Below are 15,841 nucleotides of genomic sequence, written 5' to 3' on the forward strand. Positions count from 1 at the left end.
TGAGCCCCAATGCGGAATCGAACCGCAGACCTTCTCCTTACCATGGAGACGCTCTACCGACTGAGCTATTGGGGCCTACTGCGCTGTGGCAACGAGGTAAAGCATACCCCGAACTCAGGGATGCTCAAAACCACTGACCACAGAAGACTCTGACGGGCTCTCACCGGACCCCGCACCGTCCTTCCCGTCACGACGCGGGGCCTGCCCCGACAAGGCCGGCCCCGGCCGTACGACTCCATAGGGCAGCCAACCGTGGAACGCAGAAAAGCCCCGTGCCACAAGGGCACGGGGCTTTCCCGTAAAAGGAGTTCGGCGGCGTCCTACTCTCCCACAGGGTCCCCCCTGCAGTACCATCGGCGCTGAAAGGCTTAGCTTCCGGGTTCGGAATGTAACCGGGCGTTTCCCTAACGCAATGACCACCGAAACACTATGAAATTAACCAACACCGGAAAAACACGGCCGTTCGTTATTTCAGAACTAACACAGTGGACGCGAGCAACTGAGGACAAGCCCTCGGCCTATTAGTACCAGTCAGCTCCACCCGTTACCGGGCTTCCACATCTGGCCTATCAACCCAGTCGTCTACTGGGAGCCTTAACCCTTCAAGAGGGTGGGAATACTCATCTCGAAGCAGGCTTCCCGCTTAGATGCTTTCAGCGGTTATCCTTTCCGAACGTAGCCAACCAGCCATGCCCTTGGCAGAACAACTGGCACACCAGAGGTTCGTCCGTCCCGGTCCTCTCGTACTAGGGACAGCCCTTCTCAATATTCCTACGCGCACAGCGGATAGGGACCGAACTGTCTCACGACGTTCTAAACCCAGCTCGCGTACCGCTTTAATGGGCGAACAGCCCAACCCTTGGGACCGACTCCAGCCCCAGGATGCGACGAGCCGACATCGAGGTGCCAAACCATCCCGTCGATATGGACTCTTGGGGAAGATCAGCCTGTTATCCCCGGGGTACCTTTTATCCGTTGAGCGACAGCGCTTCCACAAGCCACTGCCGGATCACTAGTCCCGACTTTCGTCCCTGCTCGACCCGTCGGTCTCACAGTCAAGCTCCCTTGTGCACTTACACTCAACACCTGATTGCCAACCAGGCTGAGGGAACCTTTGGGCGCCTCCGTTACTCTTTAGGAGGCAACCGCCCCAGTTAAACTACCCATCAGACACTGTCCCTGATCCGGATCACGGACCCAGGTTAGACATCCAGCACGACCAGAGTGGTATTTCAACGACGACTCCACAACCACTGGCGTGGCCGCTTCAAAGTCTCCCACCTATCCTACACAAGCCGAACCGAACACCAATATCAAACTGTAGTAAAGGTCCCGGGGTCTTTCCGTCCTGCTGCGCGAAACGAGCATCTTTACTCGTAGTGCAATTTCACCGGGCCTATGGTTGAGACAGTCGAGAAGTCGTTACGCCATTCGTGCAGGTCGGAACTTACCCGACAAGGAATTTCGCTACCTTAGGATGGTTATAGTTACCACCGCCGTTTACTGGCGCTTAAGTTCTCAGCTTCGCCGACCCGAAAGTCAGCTAACCGGTCCCCTTAACGTTCCAGCACCGGGCAGGCGTCAGTCCGTATACATCGCCTTACGGCTTCGCACGGACCTGTGTTTTTAGTAAACAGTCGCTTCTCGCTGGTCTCTGCGGCCACCCCCAGCTCATGGAGTAAATCCACTCACCAGTGATGGCCCCCCTTCTCCCGAAGTTACGGGGGCATTTTGCCGAGTTCCTTAACCATAGTTCACCCGAACGCCTCGGTATTCTCTACCTGACCACCTGAGTCGGTTTAGGGTACGGGCCGCCATGAAACTCGCTAGAGGCTTTTCTCGACAGCATAGGATCATCCACTTCACCACAATCGGCTCGGCATCAGGTCTCAGACTATATGCACGACGGATTTGCCTACCGTGCGTCCTACACCCTTACCCCGGGACAACCACCGCCCGGGCTGGACTACCTTCCTGCGTCACCCCATCGCTTACCTACTACAAGTCTGGTTCATCGGCTCCACCACTACCCTCAACTCCGAAGAGATCGGGCCGGCTTCACGGACTTAGCATCGCCTGATTCAGTATTGGGCGTTTCAAAGCGGGTACCGGAATATCAACCGGTTGTCCATCGACTACGCCTGTCGGCCTCGCCTTAGGTCCCGACTTACCCTGGGCAGATCAGCTTGACCCAGGAACCCTTAGTCAATCGGCGCACACGTTTCTCACGTGTGTATCGCTACTCATGCCTGCATTCTCACTCGTGAACCGTCCACAACTCGCTTCCGCGGCTGCTTCACCCGGCACACGACGCTCCCCTACCCATCCACACAGGCGTTGGCCCTTCATGTGTGAATGACACGACTTCGGCGGTACGCTTGAGCCCCGCTACATTGTCGGCGCGGAATCACTTGACCAGTGAGCTATTACGCACTCTTTCAAGGGTGGCTGCTTCTAAGCCAACCTCCTGGTTGTCTCTGCGACTCCACATCCTTTCCCACTTAGCGTACGCTTAGGGGCCTTAGTCGATGCTCTGGGCTGTTTCCCTCTCGACCATGGAGCTTATCCCCCACAGTCTCACTGCCGTGCTCTCACTTACCGGCATTCGGAGTTTGGCTAAGGTCAGTAACCCGGTAGGGCCCATCGCCTATCCAGTGCTCTACCTCCGGCAAGAAACACACGACGCTGCACCTAAATGCATTTCGGGGAGAACCAGCTATCACGGAGTTTGATTGGCCTTTCACCCCTAACCACAGGTCATCCCCCAGGTTTTCAACCCTGGTGGGTTCGGTCCTCCACGAAGTCTTACCTCCGCTTCAACCTGCCCATGGCTAGATCACTCCGCTTCGGGTCTTGAGCGTGCTACTGAAACGCCCTATTCGGACTCGCTTTCGCTACGGCTTCCCCACACGGGTTAACCTCGCAACACACCGCAAACTCGCAGGCTCATTCTTCAAAAGGCACGCAGTCACGACTGCATGTGCAAGCACACACAGCGACGCTCCCACGGCTTGTAGGCACACGGTTTCAGGTACTATTTCACTCCGCTCCCGCGGTACTTTTCACCATTCCCTCACGGTACTATCCGCTATCGGTCACCAGGGAATATTTAGGCTTAGCGGGTGGTCCCGCCAGATTCACACGGGATTTCTCGGGCCCCGTGCTACTTGGGTGTCTCTCAAACGAGCCGTCAATGTTTCAGCTACGGGGGTCTTACCCTCTACGCCGGACCTTTCGCATGTCCTTCGCCTACATCAACGGTTTCTGACTCGTCTCACGGCCGGCAGACCGCAAAAGAGAGATCCCACAACCCCGCATGCGCAACCCCTGCCGGGTATCACACACATACGGTTTGGCCTCATCCGGTTTCGCTCGCCACTACTCCCGGAATCACGGTTGTTTTCTCTTCCTGAGGGTACTGAGATGTTTCACTTCCCCTCGTTCCCTCCACACTGCCTATGTGTTCAGCAGCGGGTGACAGCCCATGACGACTGCCGGGTTTCCCCATTCGGACACCCCCGGATCAAAGCTCGGTTGACAGCTCCCCGGGGCCTATCGTGGCCTCCCACGTCCTTCATCGGTTCCTGGTGCCAAGGCATCCACCGTGCGCCCTTAAAAACTTGGCCACAGATGCTCGCGTCCACTGTGCAGTTCTCAAACAACGACCAGCCACCCATCACCTCACCCTTACAGGCAAGTTCACTGGGGCCGGCAACTGAAGGCGACCATACGGCCGTACCCTCAGATACCCAACAACGTGCCCGACCCGACCTGCCATCCCCCACGTTCCACGCCGAAGCAGTACTAGTGAAAAACAACCTGTCGTGCCGAATAGTCAACGTTCCACCCATGAGCAACCACCGTCGAACATTTGCCGACGTAATGGCCTCTGGACTCCTTGCGGAATCTAGATGCTCCTTAGAAAGGAGGTGATCCAGCCGCACCTTCCGGTACGGCTACCTTGTTACGACTTCGTCCCAATCGCCAGTCCCACCTTCGACAGCTCCCTCCCACAAGGGGTTGGGCCACCGGCTTCGGGTGTTACCGACTTTCGTGACGTGACGGGCGGTGTGTACAAGGCCCGGGAACGTATTCACCGCAGCAATGCTGATCTGCGATTACTAGCAACTCCGACTTCATGGGGTCGAGTTGCAGACCCCAATCCGAACTGAGACCGGCTTTTTGAGATTCGCTCCGCCTCGCGGCATCGCAGCTCATTGTACCGGCCATTGTAGCACGTGTGCAGCCCAAGACATAAGGGGCATGATGACTTGACGTCGTCCCCACCTTCCTCCGAGTTGACCCCGGCAGTCTCCTGTGAGTCCCCATCACCCCGAAGGGCATGCTGGCAACACAGAACAAGGGTTGCGCTCGTTGCGGGACTTAACCCAACATCTCACGACACGAGCTGACGACAGCCATGCACCACCTGTACACCGACCACAAGGGGGGCACCATCTCTGATGCTTTCCGGTGTATGTCAAGCCTTGGTAAGGTTCTTCGCGTTGCGTCGAATTAAGCCACATGCTCCGCTGCTTGTGCGGGCCCCCGTCAATTCCTTTGAGTTTTAGCCTTGCGGCCGTACTCCCCAGGCGGGGAACTTAATGCGTTAGCTGCGGCACCGACGACGTGGAATGTCGCCAACACCTAGTTCCCAACGTTTACGGCGTGGACTACCAGGGTATCTAATCCTGTTCGCTCCCCACGCTTTCGCTCCTCAGCGTCAGTAATGGCCCAGAGATCCGCCTTCGCCACCGGTGTTCCTCCTGATATCTGCGCATTTCACCGCTACACCAGGAATTCCGATCTCCCCTACCACACTCTAGCCTGCCCGTATCGACTGCAGACCCGGGGTTAAGCCCCGGGCTTTCACAACCGACGCAACAAGCCGCCTACGAGCTCTTTACGCCCAATAATTCCGGACAACGCTTGCGCCCTACGTATTACCGCGGCTGCTGGCACGTAGTTAGCCGGCGCTTCTTCTGCAGGTACCGTCACTCTCGCTTCTTCCCTGCTGAAAGAGGTTTACAACCCGAAGGCCGTCATCCCTCACGCGGCGTCGCTGCATCAGGCTTTCGCCCATTGTGCAATATTCCCCACTGCTGCCTCCCGTAGGAGTCTGGGCCGTGTCTCAGTCCCAGTGTGGCCGGTCGCCCTCTCAGGCCGGCTACCCGTCGTCGCCTTGGTAGGCCATCACCCCACCAACAAGCTGATAGGCCGCGGGCTCATCCTTCACCGCCGGAGCTTTCAACCCCGTCCCATGCGGGACAGAGTGTTATCCGGTATTAGACCCCGTTTCCAGGGCTTGTCCCAGAGTGAAGGGCAGATTGCCCACGTGTTACTCACCCGTTCGCCACTAATCCACCCCGAAGGGCTTCATCGTTCGACTTGCATGTGTTAAGCACGCCGCCAGCGTTCGTCCTGAGCCAGGATCAAACTCTCCGTGAATGTTTTCCCGTGATCGGGACAACACAACACGAGAGCGGAACGACCGGACGGAATAAGACCGGTCGTTCACAGCGTCCTCGCTGTGTAAATTGCCCACCGGGTCAGTGACCCCGCGGGACTTTCAAAGGAACCTCCAACCTGCCGAAGCAGGCCGGGGTATCAACATATCTGGCGTTGACTTTTGGCACGCTGTTGAGTTCTCAAGGAACGGACGCTTCCTTTGTACTCACCCTCTCGGGCTTTCCTCCGGGCTTTCCCTTCGGTCTTGCGTTTCCGACTCTATCAGACTCTTTCGTGTCCGATTCCCGGTCGAAGCGGGTTTCGCTTTCCAGTTCTTCGCTTTCGCGCTTCCCTTTCCGGCGGTTCCAACCTTACCAGACTCTTTTTCGTTCCGTTTCCGGTCCGAATTTGAATTCCGGTGACCTTTGGAGTGGTCTTTGCCTTTCGGCGGATCCGACTTTATCAGAAGTTCTGAGTCGGAATTCCCGCCCCGTCCGGAACGCTCACTGCACACGAGTGTGCGCGGTGCTTCCCGGTCAGGCGGAGCCGTAAACGTACTGGAGCGGGGCGCCCCGATGCAAATCGGGGGCCCCGCTCCGGAGTTCGTTGCTGTCGGCGTCAGACCTCGACGACGACGGGAAGGATCATCGGGCGCCGGCGGTAGGTGTCGGAAACCCACTTGCCCACCGTGCGACGGACGAGCTGCTGGAGCTGGTGCGGCTCCAGCACGCCGTCCTGGGCGGACTTGTTGATCGCTTCCTCGATCTTCGGCACCACGGCGGTGAACGCCGAGTCGTCGATGCCGGAGCCGCGGGCGTGGATGTCCGGCCCGCCCGTGATCTTGCCGGAGGAGCTGTCGACCACGATGAAGACCGAGATGATGCCCTCGTCACCGAGGATACGACGGTCCTTGAGCGAGGTCTCGGTGACATCGCCGACCGAGAGGCCGTCGACGTACACATATCCCGCCTGGACCTTGCCGACGATCTTGGCCTTGCCGTCGATGAGGTCGACGACGACGCCGTCCTCGGCGATGACGATGTGGTCCTTGGGTACGCCGGTGAGCGCGCCCAGTTCGGCGTTGGCCCTCAGATGGCGCCATTCGCCGTGGACCGGCATCAGGTTCTTCGGCTTGCAGATGTTGTAGAAGTACAGCAGCTCGCCGGCCGAGGCGTGGCCCGAGACGTGGACCTTGGCGTTGCCCTTGTGGACGACGTTGGCGCCCCAGCGGGTCAGGCCGTTGATCACGCGGTAGACCGCGTTCTCGTTGCCCGGGATCAGGGACGACGCGAGGATCACCGTGTCGCCCTGGACGATCCGGATCTGGTGGTCGCGGTTGGCCATCCGGGACAGTGCGGCCATCGGCTCGCCCTGGGATCCCGTGCAGACCAGCACGACCTCGTCGTCCGGCAGGTCGTCGAGGGTCTTGACGTCGACGACCAGGCCCGCGGGAACCTTCAGATAACCGAGGTCACGGGCGATGCCCATGTTGCGGACCATCGAGCGGCCGACGAAGGCGACCCTGCGGCCGTACTCGTGTGCCGCGTCGAGGATCTGCTGGATGCGGTGCACGTGGCTGGCGAAGCTCGCCACGATGATCCGCTTCTGGGCGTTGGCGAAGACCGTGCGCAGGACGTTGGAGATGTCCCGCTCGGGCGGTACGAAGCCGGGGACCTCGGCGTTCGTCGAGTCGGAGAGAAGGAGGTCGATGCCTTCCTCGCTCAGCCGGGCGAAAGCGTGCAGGTCGGTGAGCCGGCCGTCCAGCGGGAGCTGGTCCATCTTGAAGTCGCCGGTCGCGACGGCCATCCCCGCGGGTGTGCGGATGGCGACCGCGAGGGCGTCCGGGATGGAGTGGTTGACCGCGATGAACTCGCAGTCGAACACGCCGATGCGCTCGCGCTGGCCCTCCGCCACTTCGAGGGTGTACGGACGGATGCGGTGCTCCTGGAGCTTCGCCTCGATCAGCGCGAGGGTCAGCTTGGAGCCGATGAGAGGGATGTCCGGCTTCAGGCGCAGCAGATACGGGACACCACCGATGTGGTCCTCGTGGCCGTGCGTGAGGACGATGCCCTCGATGTCGTCGAGACGGTCCCGGATCGTGGTGAAGTCCGGCAGGATCAGGTCGATTCCGGGCTGCTCCTCCTCGGGGAAGAGAACTCCACAGTCGACGATGAGCAGGCGGCCGCCGTACTCGAAGACCGTCATATTGCGGCCGATTTCGCCGAGGCCGCCGAGCGGGGTGACCCGGAGGCCGCCCTTCGGGAGCTTCGGCGGGGTGCCGAGTTCGGGATGCGGATGACTCAAAAGACTCTCCTTACCACACACGCCACGTACCGCTTGGGCACGTGGCGCGCATGTCATTCGTGCACTTACTTGTCTGTGATCGCTCTTGCGAGTGTTCTTCGCTTATTCAGTTGTGAAGTCTGTGGTTACAGCTCTACCCCACCGGCTGCGAGATCGATCTTGAGCTGCGCCGTTTCCTGTGCGGTGAGTTCCACCAGGGGGAGACGCAGCGGGCCCGCCGGGAGGCCCTGGAGGGCCAGTGCGGCTTTGGTGGTGATCACACCCTGGGTGCGGAACATGCCGGTAAAGACGGGCAGGAGCTTCTGGTGGATCTCCGTGGCCTTCTGGACGTCGCCGCCGGCATACGCCTCGATGAGGGCGCGCAGGTCGGGGGTGACGACATGGCCGACGACGGAGACGAATCCGATGGCGCCGACCGAGAGCAGCGGCAGGTTCAGCATGTCGTCGCCGGAGTACCAGGCGAGGCCGGAACGTGCGATGGCCCAGCTGGCGCGGCCGAGGTCGCCCTTGGCGTCCTTGTTGGCGACGATGCGCGGGTGCTCGGCGAGCCGTACCAACGTCTCCGTGTCGATCGGCACACCGCTGCGACCGGGAATGTCGTAGAGCATCACCGGCAGGCCGGTGGCGTCGGCGATGGCCGTGAAGTGGCGGAAGAGGCCTTCCTGCGGCGGCTTGTTGTAGTACGGCGTCACCGCGAGGAGTCCGTGGGCGCCGGAGCGTTCGGCCGTACGGGCGAGCTCGATGCTGTGCCGGGTGTCGTTGGTGCCGATGCCCGCGACGATGTGGGCCCTGTCCCCCACGGCTTCCAGTACCGCCCTTACGAGCTGGTCTTTCTCCGCGTCGCTGGTGGTCGGGGACTCGCCGGTGGTGCCGTTGACGACCAGGCCGTCATTGCCTGCGTCCACCAGATGGACGGCGAGCCGCTGCGCACCGTCGAGGTCGAGTGCACCGTCCGCCGTGAAGGGCGTGACCATAGCGGTGAGGACCCGCCCGAAGGGGGTCTGCGGAGTGGAGATCGGAGCCATGGGTAACACGCTACTCGCTGCTCAGCGCCCAATGTCCCCTCGGGGGGACAAGCTGTAGGAGCCCGGCACTGCCTGCTCGGGGGTTCAAGCAGTGCCGGGTCCGTTTGATCAGCCTAGATGAACTTCACGAAACGCCGCAATACGGACACCGCTTACGGGGCTACGCGTCCGTTCTTGTTGAAGGCTGCATGGGTGAGCGGCATGAGCCGGGCCCAGTGCTCCTCCATCTGCTGTCCGACCATCTCGATCTCGCGCTGCGGGAAGGACGGCACCTTCGCCAGCTCGTGCTGGGTGCGCAGGCCGAGGAAGTGCATCAGCGAGCGGGCGTTGCACGTGGCGTACATCGAGGAGAAGAGGCCGACGGGGAGCACGGAGCGGGCGACCTCGCGGGCCACTCCTGCGGCGAGCATCTCCTGGTACGCCTCGTACGCCTGGCGGTAGGAGTCCTCCATGACGCGGCCGGTGAGCTCCTGCTGGGCCCGGGTGCCCTCGACGAACTCGTACTTGCCGGGGCGGCCCTGCTGGACGAGCTTGCGGGACGCGTCCGGAACGTAGAAGACCGGCTCCAGCTCCCTGTAGCGGCCCGATTCCTCGTTGTACGACCAGCCGACACGGTGCCGCATGAACTCGCGGAACACGAAGATCGGGGCACTGATGAAGAAGGTCATCGAGTTGTGCTCGAACGGGCTGCCGTGGCGGTCGCGCATCAGGTAGTTGATGAGGCCCTTGGAGCGCTCGGGGTCCTTGGTGACCTCCTCCAGGGACTGCTCGCCGGCCGTGGAGACACGGGCCGCGAACAGGACGTCGGAGTCGCCCGCGGCGTGTTTCACCAGCTCAACGGTGACATCGCTGCGGAAGCTGGGCTTTGCGGGCTCGGGGGTCTCGGTCACCGGCGGGGTCCTTCCAGTTGCGTCGCACGGGCGGCGCCCACTCTACGGGCCACCACTGACAACCAGGTCGGGAAGGGCCGTCCAGGGATTTCTTCGACGAATTCGGCGATTCGGGGCACCGATCGGGCCCGCCGTGCGTCTGACTCAATAGCAGCATCCGTAACAGAGTTCAAGGAGACCTTCCTCATGTTCCGCCGGCGTGAAGCCGTCCCGTTCTCGTTCGTGGCCGAGAGCGACCGATTCCGCAGCAATGTCACTCCGCCCCCGCGGGAGCGCGCGAGCGTCTCCCAGCTGGCCGCCCGTTCTCTCGTCGGGCTGACGGTGGTCGCCGGCCTGGCCGGTGCGCTGATCCTCGGCCTGCCCGCGCTCAGCCCCACCCAGAGCCCTTCGCACGCCGAGCAGACCGAGGCCGCCCACGGGCACTGACTCGTACGGGCCCCCTGGGGTGGTCGGGCCGGTGACCTCCTCGGTAGCCTCACCGGGCACAGCAATCGAGCGTGTTTGTGAGTGAGGATCTGTCGTGCCCCTGCCCTTTCTGACGGCCGACCGCGCGTTTGACGCGAGCGCCGAGGACATCGCGCTGCCGTTCGACGACCACGACAGCTGGCGACGTCCGTACCGTCCCGGCCCCTGGCGCGTCGCGGCTGCGGCCTTCCTGCTGCTGCTCGCGTCCTTCGTGCTGCTCGCGGGAATGATCATCGCGTTCGCCGGGGCGCTGCCTGGCACGGCCGTGTGCCTGGTACTGGCCCTCGGGGTCATCCTCTGCGCGCTGCGGCTGCTGCGGGTCGGTGCCTGGGTCAGCCGGCACGGCGTGCGCCGGGTGGGCTTCTTCACGACGGCGACCGTGCCGTGGAACCGGGTCACCGCCATCCGTACGGTGCAGCAGCCGGTGAAGTGGCTCGGGTTCCCGCGCACGGTCCAGGGGCAGGCCCTGATCGTCGTACGCCAGGGGGGCGAGGCGATGGCGCCGCTGCTCACCGACAACAGCGCCGACTTCCTGACGCGCGGCGAGGCGTTCGACCGTGCGGCCGACACGGTCGAGGCGTGGGGGGACGAGTACCGGCGGGCCTGAGGCCCTGGACGAACGGGCCGCCCGGCCCGGCACGCCCGTTCAGGACGTGCTGGGCCGGGCGGTCTTCATGTGCAGGGCGATGGCTCGCTGCATGGCCTTCCGGGCCCGCGGGGTGTCCCTGGCGTCCTGGTAGGCGACGGCGAGGCGGAACCAGCTGCGCCAGTCGTCCGGGGAGTCCTCGGTCTCCTCGCGGCGGCGGGCGAACACCGCGTCGGCCGAGTCGCGGTCGATGCGGCCGGACGGGGTGCGGACCAGTTCGTCGACCGGCAGGCCGCCCTCCGCGTCGAGTTCCGCGGCCAGCGCGTTCGCCCGCGACACGAACTGGGTGTTCTTCCAGAGGAACCAGATGCCGATCACCGGCAGGATCAGCACCGCGACCCCGAAGGTGACCGTCAGCAGGGTGCCGTGCTCGATGAGCAGGACGCCACGGCTGCCGACCAGGACGAAGTAGAAGACCAGGACGGCAGCGGTGACGAAGTAAGTGATCTTTGCGCGCATGGCGGGGGCTCAGTCAGTTCAGGTCGAGGAAGTGTTCCAGGCCGAACGTGAGGCCGGGAGTGGTCACCACGCGGCGTGCGCCGAGCAGGATGCCCGGCATGAAGCTGCTGTGGTGCAGGGAGTCGTGGCGGATGGTGAGGGTCTCGCCCTCGCCGCCGAGCAGCACTTCCTGGTGGGCGAGGAGGCCGCGGAGCCGGACCGCGTGGACCGGGACCCCGTCGACGTCCGCTCCCCGGGCCCCGTCCAGGGCCGTGGTGGTGGCGTCCGGCTGCGGGGCGCAGCCGGCCTTCCTGCGGGCCTCGGCGATCAGCTGGGCGGTGCGGGTGGCGGTACCCGAAGGGGCGTCGGCCTTGTTGGGGTGGTGGAGTTCGATGACCTCGACGGACTCGAAGTAGCGGGCGGCCTGCTCCGCGAACTTCATCGTGAGGACGGCGCCGATGGAGAAGTTCGGCGCGATGAGCACACCGGTCTCCGGGGAGCCGGAGAGCCAGGTGTTCAGCTGCGCGAGCCGTTCGTCGGACCAGCCTGTCGTACCGACGACGGCGTGGATGCCGTGCCGGACGCAGAAGTCGAGATTGCCCATCACGGACGCGGGGGTGGTGAGCTCGACGACGACCTGGGCGCCGGATTCCGTGAGGGTCTCCAGCTCGTCGCCGCGTCCCAGCGCGGCCACCAGCTCCATGTCGTCGGCGGCCTCGACGGCTCGTACCGCCTCGGATCCGATGCGGCCCTTGGCGCCGAGAACGGCCACGCGCAGCTTGCTCATTGCTCTGCTTCCTTACGGGTGGGGTTAGGAGACCGCTTCTTCGAGGCGGTCGGCCTGCTTGTCCTTGAGCGGACCGATGACGGAGAGGGAGGGGCGGTGTCCGAGGACCTCGCCCGCGACCGCGCGGACGTCGTCGGGGGTGACCTGCGCCATCCGGGCCAGCATGTCGTCGACCGACATCTGGTCGCCCCAGCACAGTTCGCTCTTGCCGATGCGGTTCATCAGCGCGCCGGTGTCCTCCAGGCCGAGGACCGTGGAGCCGGAGAGCTGCCCGATGGCGCGGCCGATCTCCTCGTCGCTCAGTCCTTCGGACGCCACCCGGTCGAGTTCGTCCCGGCAGATCTTGAGGACGTCGTGGACCTGGCTGGGCCGGCAGCCCGCGTACACCCCGAAGAGTCCGCAGTCGGCGAAGCCCGAGGTGTACGAATACACGCTGTAGGCGAGGCCGCGCTTCTCCCGTACCTCCTGGAAGAGGCGTGAGCTCATGCCGCCGCCGAGGGCGGTGTTGAGGACGCCCAGCGCCCAGCGGCGCTCGTCGGTGCGGGCCAGGCCGGGTACGCCGAGGACGACGTGGGCCTGCTCGGTCCTGCGGTTCAGGAGCTCCACCCGGCCCGCGGTGCGCAGGGTGCGGGAGCCCTCGCGCGGGGCGACCGGGACGGCGTCGGTGCGGGACAGAGCGCCCGCCCGCTCGAAGGCCCTGCGGACCTGGCGTACGACCGTGGCGTGGTCGATGTTGCCGGCGGCGGCGACGACCAGGTGCGTGGGGTCGTAGTGCTTCTTGTAGAAGCGGGCGATCCGGCTGCGGTCGAGCGCGTTGATGGTGTCGACGGTGCCGAGCACCGGGCGGCCGAGGGGGGTGTCGCCGAGCATGGTGTGCGCGAACAGGTCGTGCACGCAGTCGCCCGGGTCGTCCTCGGTCATCGCGATCTCTTCGAGGATGACGCCGCGCTCGGCGTCGACGTCCTCGGCGGTGATCAGCGAGCCGGTCAGCATGTCGCAGACGACATCGATGGCCAGCGGCAGGTCGGTGTCGAGGACCCGCGCGTAGTAGCAGGTGTACTCCTTCGCCGTGAAGGCGTTCATCTCGCCGCCGACCGCGTCGATCGCGGCGGAGATGTCGAGGGCGCTGCGCTTGGCGGTGCCCTTGAAGAGGAGGTGTTCGAGGTAGTGCGTCGCGCCGTTCAGGGTGGGGGTCTCGTCGCGTGATCCGACGTTGGCCCAGATGCCGAAGGTGGCGGAGCGTACGGAGGGCAGGGTCTCGGTGACGACCCGGAGGCCGCCGGGCAGGACGGTGCGGCGGACCGTACCGATGCCGTTGGTGCCCTTGAGAAGCGTTTGGGTACGGGCGACGGCCCGCGCCTCGGAGGAGGCGCGGGCCGTCGTCACGGAACTACGGGACGTCACTTGGCGGCGTCGTCCTTCTTCTCGTCCTCTTCACCCTCGACGACCGGGATCAGGGAGAGCTTGCCGCGGGAGTCGATCTCCGCGATCTCGACCTGGACCTTGGCGCCGACGCCGAGCACGTCCTCGACGTTCTCCACGCGCTTGCCACCGGCGAGCTTGCGGATCTGCGAGATGTGCAGCAGGCCGTCCTTGCCGGGCATGAGGGAGACGAAGGCACCGAAGGTGGTGGTCTTGACGACCGTACCCAGGTAGCGCTCGCCGACCTCCGGCATGGTCGGGTTGGCGATCGAGTTGATCGTGGCGCGGGCGGCCTCGGCGGCCGGTCCGTCGGCGGCACCGATGTAGATGGTGCCGTCGTCCTCGATCGTGATGTCGGCGCCGGTGTCCTCCTGGATCTGGTTGATCATCTTGCCCTTGGGGCCGATGACCTCACCGATCTTGTCCACCGGGATCTTGACGGTGATGATCCGCGGGGCGTTCGGGGACATCTCGTCCGGGACGTCGATGGCCTCGTTCATCACATCGAGGATGTGGAGGCGGGCGTCGCGGGCCTGCTTCAGCGCGGCGGCCAGGACCGAGGCGGGGATGCCGTCGAGCTTGGTGTCGAGCTGGAGCGCGGTGACGAACTGCTTCGTACCGGCGACCTTGAAGTCCATGTCGCCGAAGGCGTCCTCCGCACCGAGGATGTCGGTGAGGGCGACGTAGTGGGTCTTGCCGTCGATCTCCTGGGAGATCAGGCCCATGGCGATACCGGCGACGGCGGCCTTGAGCGGCACACCGGCGTTCAGCAGCGACATGGTGGAGGCGCAGACCGAGCCCATGGACGTCGAGCCGTTGGAGCCCAGCGCCTCGGAGACCTGGCGGATCGCGTAGGGGAACTCCTCGCGCGTCGGCAGCACCGGCACGATGGCGCGCTCGGCGAGCGCGCCGTGGCCGATCTCACGGCGCTTGGGCGAGCCCACGCGGCCGGTCTCACCGACGGAGTACGGCGGGAAGTTGTAGTTGTGCATGTAGCGCTTGCGGGTCACCGGGGAGAGGGTGTCCAGCTGCTGCTCCATGCGGAGCATGTTGAGGGTGGTGACGCCCAGGATCTGGGTCTCGCCACGCTCGAACAGCGCCGAGCCGTGCACCCGCGGGATGGCCTCGACCTCGGCGGCGAGCGTACGGATGTCCGTGACGCCACGGCCGTCGATGCGGACCTTGTCCTTGATGACGCGCTCGCGGACCAGCTTCTTGGTCAGCGCGCGGTACGCGGCGGAGATCTCCTTCTCGCGGCCCTCGAAGGCCGGGAGGAGCTTCTCGGCGGCGATCTCCTTGACGCGGTCCAGCTCGGCCTCGCGGTCCTGCTTGCCGGCGATGGTGAGCGCCTGGGCCAGCTCGGACGTCACGGCGGCGGCGAGCGCCTCGAAGACGTCGTCCTGGTAGTCCAGGAAGACCGGGAACTCGCCGACCGGCTTGGCGGCCTTGGCGGCCAGGTCGGACTGGGCCTTGCAGAGCGCCTTGATGAAGGGCTTCGCGGCTTCCAGGCCGGCGGCGACGACCTCTTCGGTCGGGGCCTCGGCGCCGTCCTTGACGAGCTGGATGGTCTTCTCGGTGGCCTCGGCCTCGACCATCATGATCGCGACGTCGCCGTCCTCCAGGACGCGACCGGCGACGACCATGTCGAAGACGGCGTCCTCGAGCTCGGTGTGCGTCGGGAAGGCGACCCACTGGCCCTTGATCAGCGCGACACGGGTGCCGCCGACCGGGCCGGAGAAGGGCAGGCCGGCCAGCTGCGTGGAGCAGGAGGCGGCGTTGATCGCGACCACGTCGTACAGGTGGTCGGGGTTGAGCGCCATGATCGTCTCGACGATCTGGATCTCGTTGCGCAGGCCCTTCTTGAAGGAGGGGCGCAGCGGGCGGTCGATCAGGCGGCAGGTGAGGATCGCGTCCTCGGAGGGCCGGCCCTCACGACGGAAGAAGGAGCCGGGGATCTTGCCGGCGGCGTACTGCCGCTCCTCGACGTCCACCGTGAGGGGGAAGAAGTCGAGCTGGTCCTTGGGCTTCTTCGAAGCGGTGGTGGCCGACAGCACCATGGTGTCGTCGTCCAGGTACGCGACGGCGGAGCCGGCGGCCTGCTTGGCCAGGCGGCCCGTCTCGAAGCGGATGGTGCGGGTGCCGAAGGTTCCGTTGTCGATAACGGCCTCGGCGTAGTGGGTCTCGTTCTCCACTAGCGTTTTCTCCGATACATATCGTCTTCTCGCCCCCACGCCCGTGTGGCGGGGGACGGTAGCGGAGAAGCCCTCCATCGGCGGGCCGGTCTTCGATCGAAGCACCCGGGTCGATGAGTCCGGGGGCCACTACCGAGGACCGGCGGCGGGGAGGTCTGCTTCTCGCTCGTCTGTTGGTCGTTCTCCGACCAGGTTACTGAGATTCGGCTCAGCTTGGCATTCCG

At 64.3% G+C, this 15,841-nt stretch carries 9 protein-coding genes, 1 tRNA gene and 3 rRNA genes; 2 read left to right on the forward strand and 11 right to left on the reverse strand.

Features of this window, described 5'->3' with window-relative positions; all coding sequences use genetic code 11:
- Positions 1-2: 2 nt before the first annotated feature.
- The 7 genes from OG520_RS10295 to thyX form a co-directional block, all read right to left on the reverse strand.
- Positions 3-75 (reverse strand) — tRNA-Thr (locus OG520_RS10295).
- 232 nt (positions 76-307) lie between these two features.
- A 5S ribosomal RNA gene (rrf, locus tag OG520_RS10300) occupies positions 308-424 on the reverse strand.
- Between the two features lie 77 nt (positions 425-501).
- A 23S ribosomal RNA gene (locus OG520_RS10305) occupies positions 502-3,626 on the reverse strand.
- Positions 3,627-3,922: 296 nt separating this feature from the next.
- Positions 3,923-5,448, reverse strand: a 16S ribosomal RNA gene (locus tag OG520_RS10310).
- Together the 16S, 23S and 5S rRNA genes with 1 tRNA gene alongside form the textbook arrangement of a ribosomal RNA operon.
- Before the next feature lie 618 nt (positions 5,449-6,066).
- Positions 6,067-7,752, reverse strand: a complete 1,686-nt coding sequence (locus OG520_RS10315; RefSeq protein ID WP_399335834.1) for a ribonuclease J — start codon at positions 7,750-7,752, stop codon at positions 6,067-6,069.
- 125 nt (positions 7,753-7,877) lie between these two features.
- Positions 7,878-8,777, reverse strand: a complete 900-nt coding sequence (gene dapA, locus OG520_RS10320) for a 4-hydroxy-tetrahydrodipicolinate synthase (protein ID WP_266427530.1) — start codon at positions 8,775-8,777, stop codon at positions 7,878-7,880.
- 152 nt (positions 8,778-8,929) lie between these two features.
- On the reverse strand, positions 8,930-9,667 hold the full coding sequence (gene thyX / locus OG520_RS10325; protein WP_383772745.1) for an FAD-dependent thymidylate synthase: 738 nt from the start codon (positions 9,665-9,667) through the stop codon (positions 8,930-8,932).
- A 186-nt stretch (positions 9,668-9,853) separates the two neighbouring features.
- On the opposite strand from thyX, the gene OG520_RS10330 reads away from it, so the two are divergent.
- A complete protein-coding gene (locus OG520_RS10330) occupies positions 9,854-10,093 on the forward strand; it encodes a hypothetical protein (protein WP_399335837.1) in 240 nt (79 codons plus the stop codon).
- 94 nt (positions 10,094-10,187) lie between these two features.
- Complete coding sequence (locus OG520_RS10335; protein WP_399335839.1) at positions 10,188-10,739, forward strand: hypothetical protein; 552 nt, start codon at positions 10,188-10,190, stop codon at positions 10,737-10,739.
- Positions 10,740-10,778: 39 nt separating this feature from the next.
- Here OG520_RS10335 and OG520_RS10340 read toward each other — a convergent pair whose 3' ends face one another.
- The 4 genes from OG520_RS10340 to OG520_RS10355 are packed head-to-tail and all read right to left on the reverse strand — an operon-like array spanning position 10,779 to position 15,617.
- Positions 10,779-11,237 carry a hypothetical protein gene (locus OG520_RS10340; protein WP_406012975.1) on the reverse strand — a complete coding sequence of 153 codons (459 nt, stop codon included), beginning with the start codon at positions 11,235-11,237 and terminating at the stop codon, positions 10,779-10,781.
- Between the two features lie 13 nt (positions 11,238-11,250).
- The gene (gene dapB / locus OG520_RS10345) at positions 11,251-12,003 is read right to left on the reverse strand and encodes a 4-hydroxy-tetrahydrodipicolinate reductase (RefSeq protein ID WP_385337361.1); all 753 of its coding nucleotides are present in this window, start codon (positions 12,001-12,003) and stop codon (positions 11,251-11,253) included.
- A 24-nt stretch (positions 12,004-12,027) separates the two neighbouring features.
- Positions 12,028-13,407 (reverse strand): M16 family metallopeptidase, encoded by a 1,380-nt coding sequence (locus OG520_RS10350; RefSeq protein ID WP_399335843.1) that lies wholly within the window; start codon positions 13,405-13,407, stop codon positions 12,028-12,030.
- The gene (locus OG520_RS10355; protein WP_266427514.1) at positions 13,404-15,617 is read right to left on the reverse strand and encodes a polyribonucleotide nucleotidyltransferase; all 2,214 of its coding nucleotides are present in this window, start codon (positions 15,615-15,617) and stop codon (positions 13,404-13,406) included. Before OG520_RS10355 ends, OG520_RS10350 begins: the two co-directional genes overlap by 4 nt.
- Positions 15,618-15,841 lie beyond the last annotated feature (224 nt).

It is taken from the genome of Streptomyces sp. NBC_00984, from assembly GCF_045162475.1.
GTDB lineage: Bacteria > Actinomycetota > Actinomycetes > Streptomycetales > Streptomycetaceae > Streptomyces.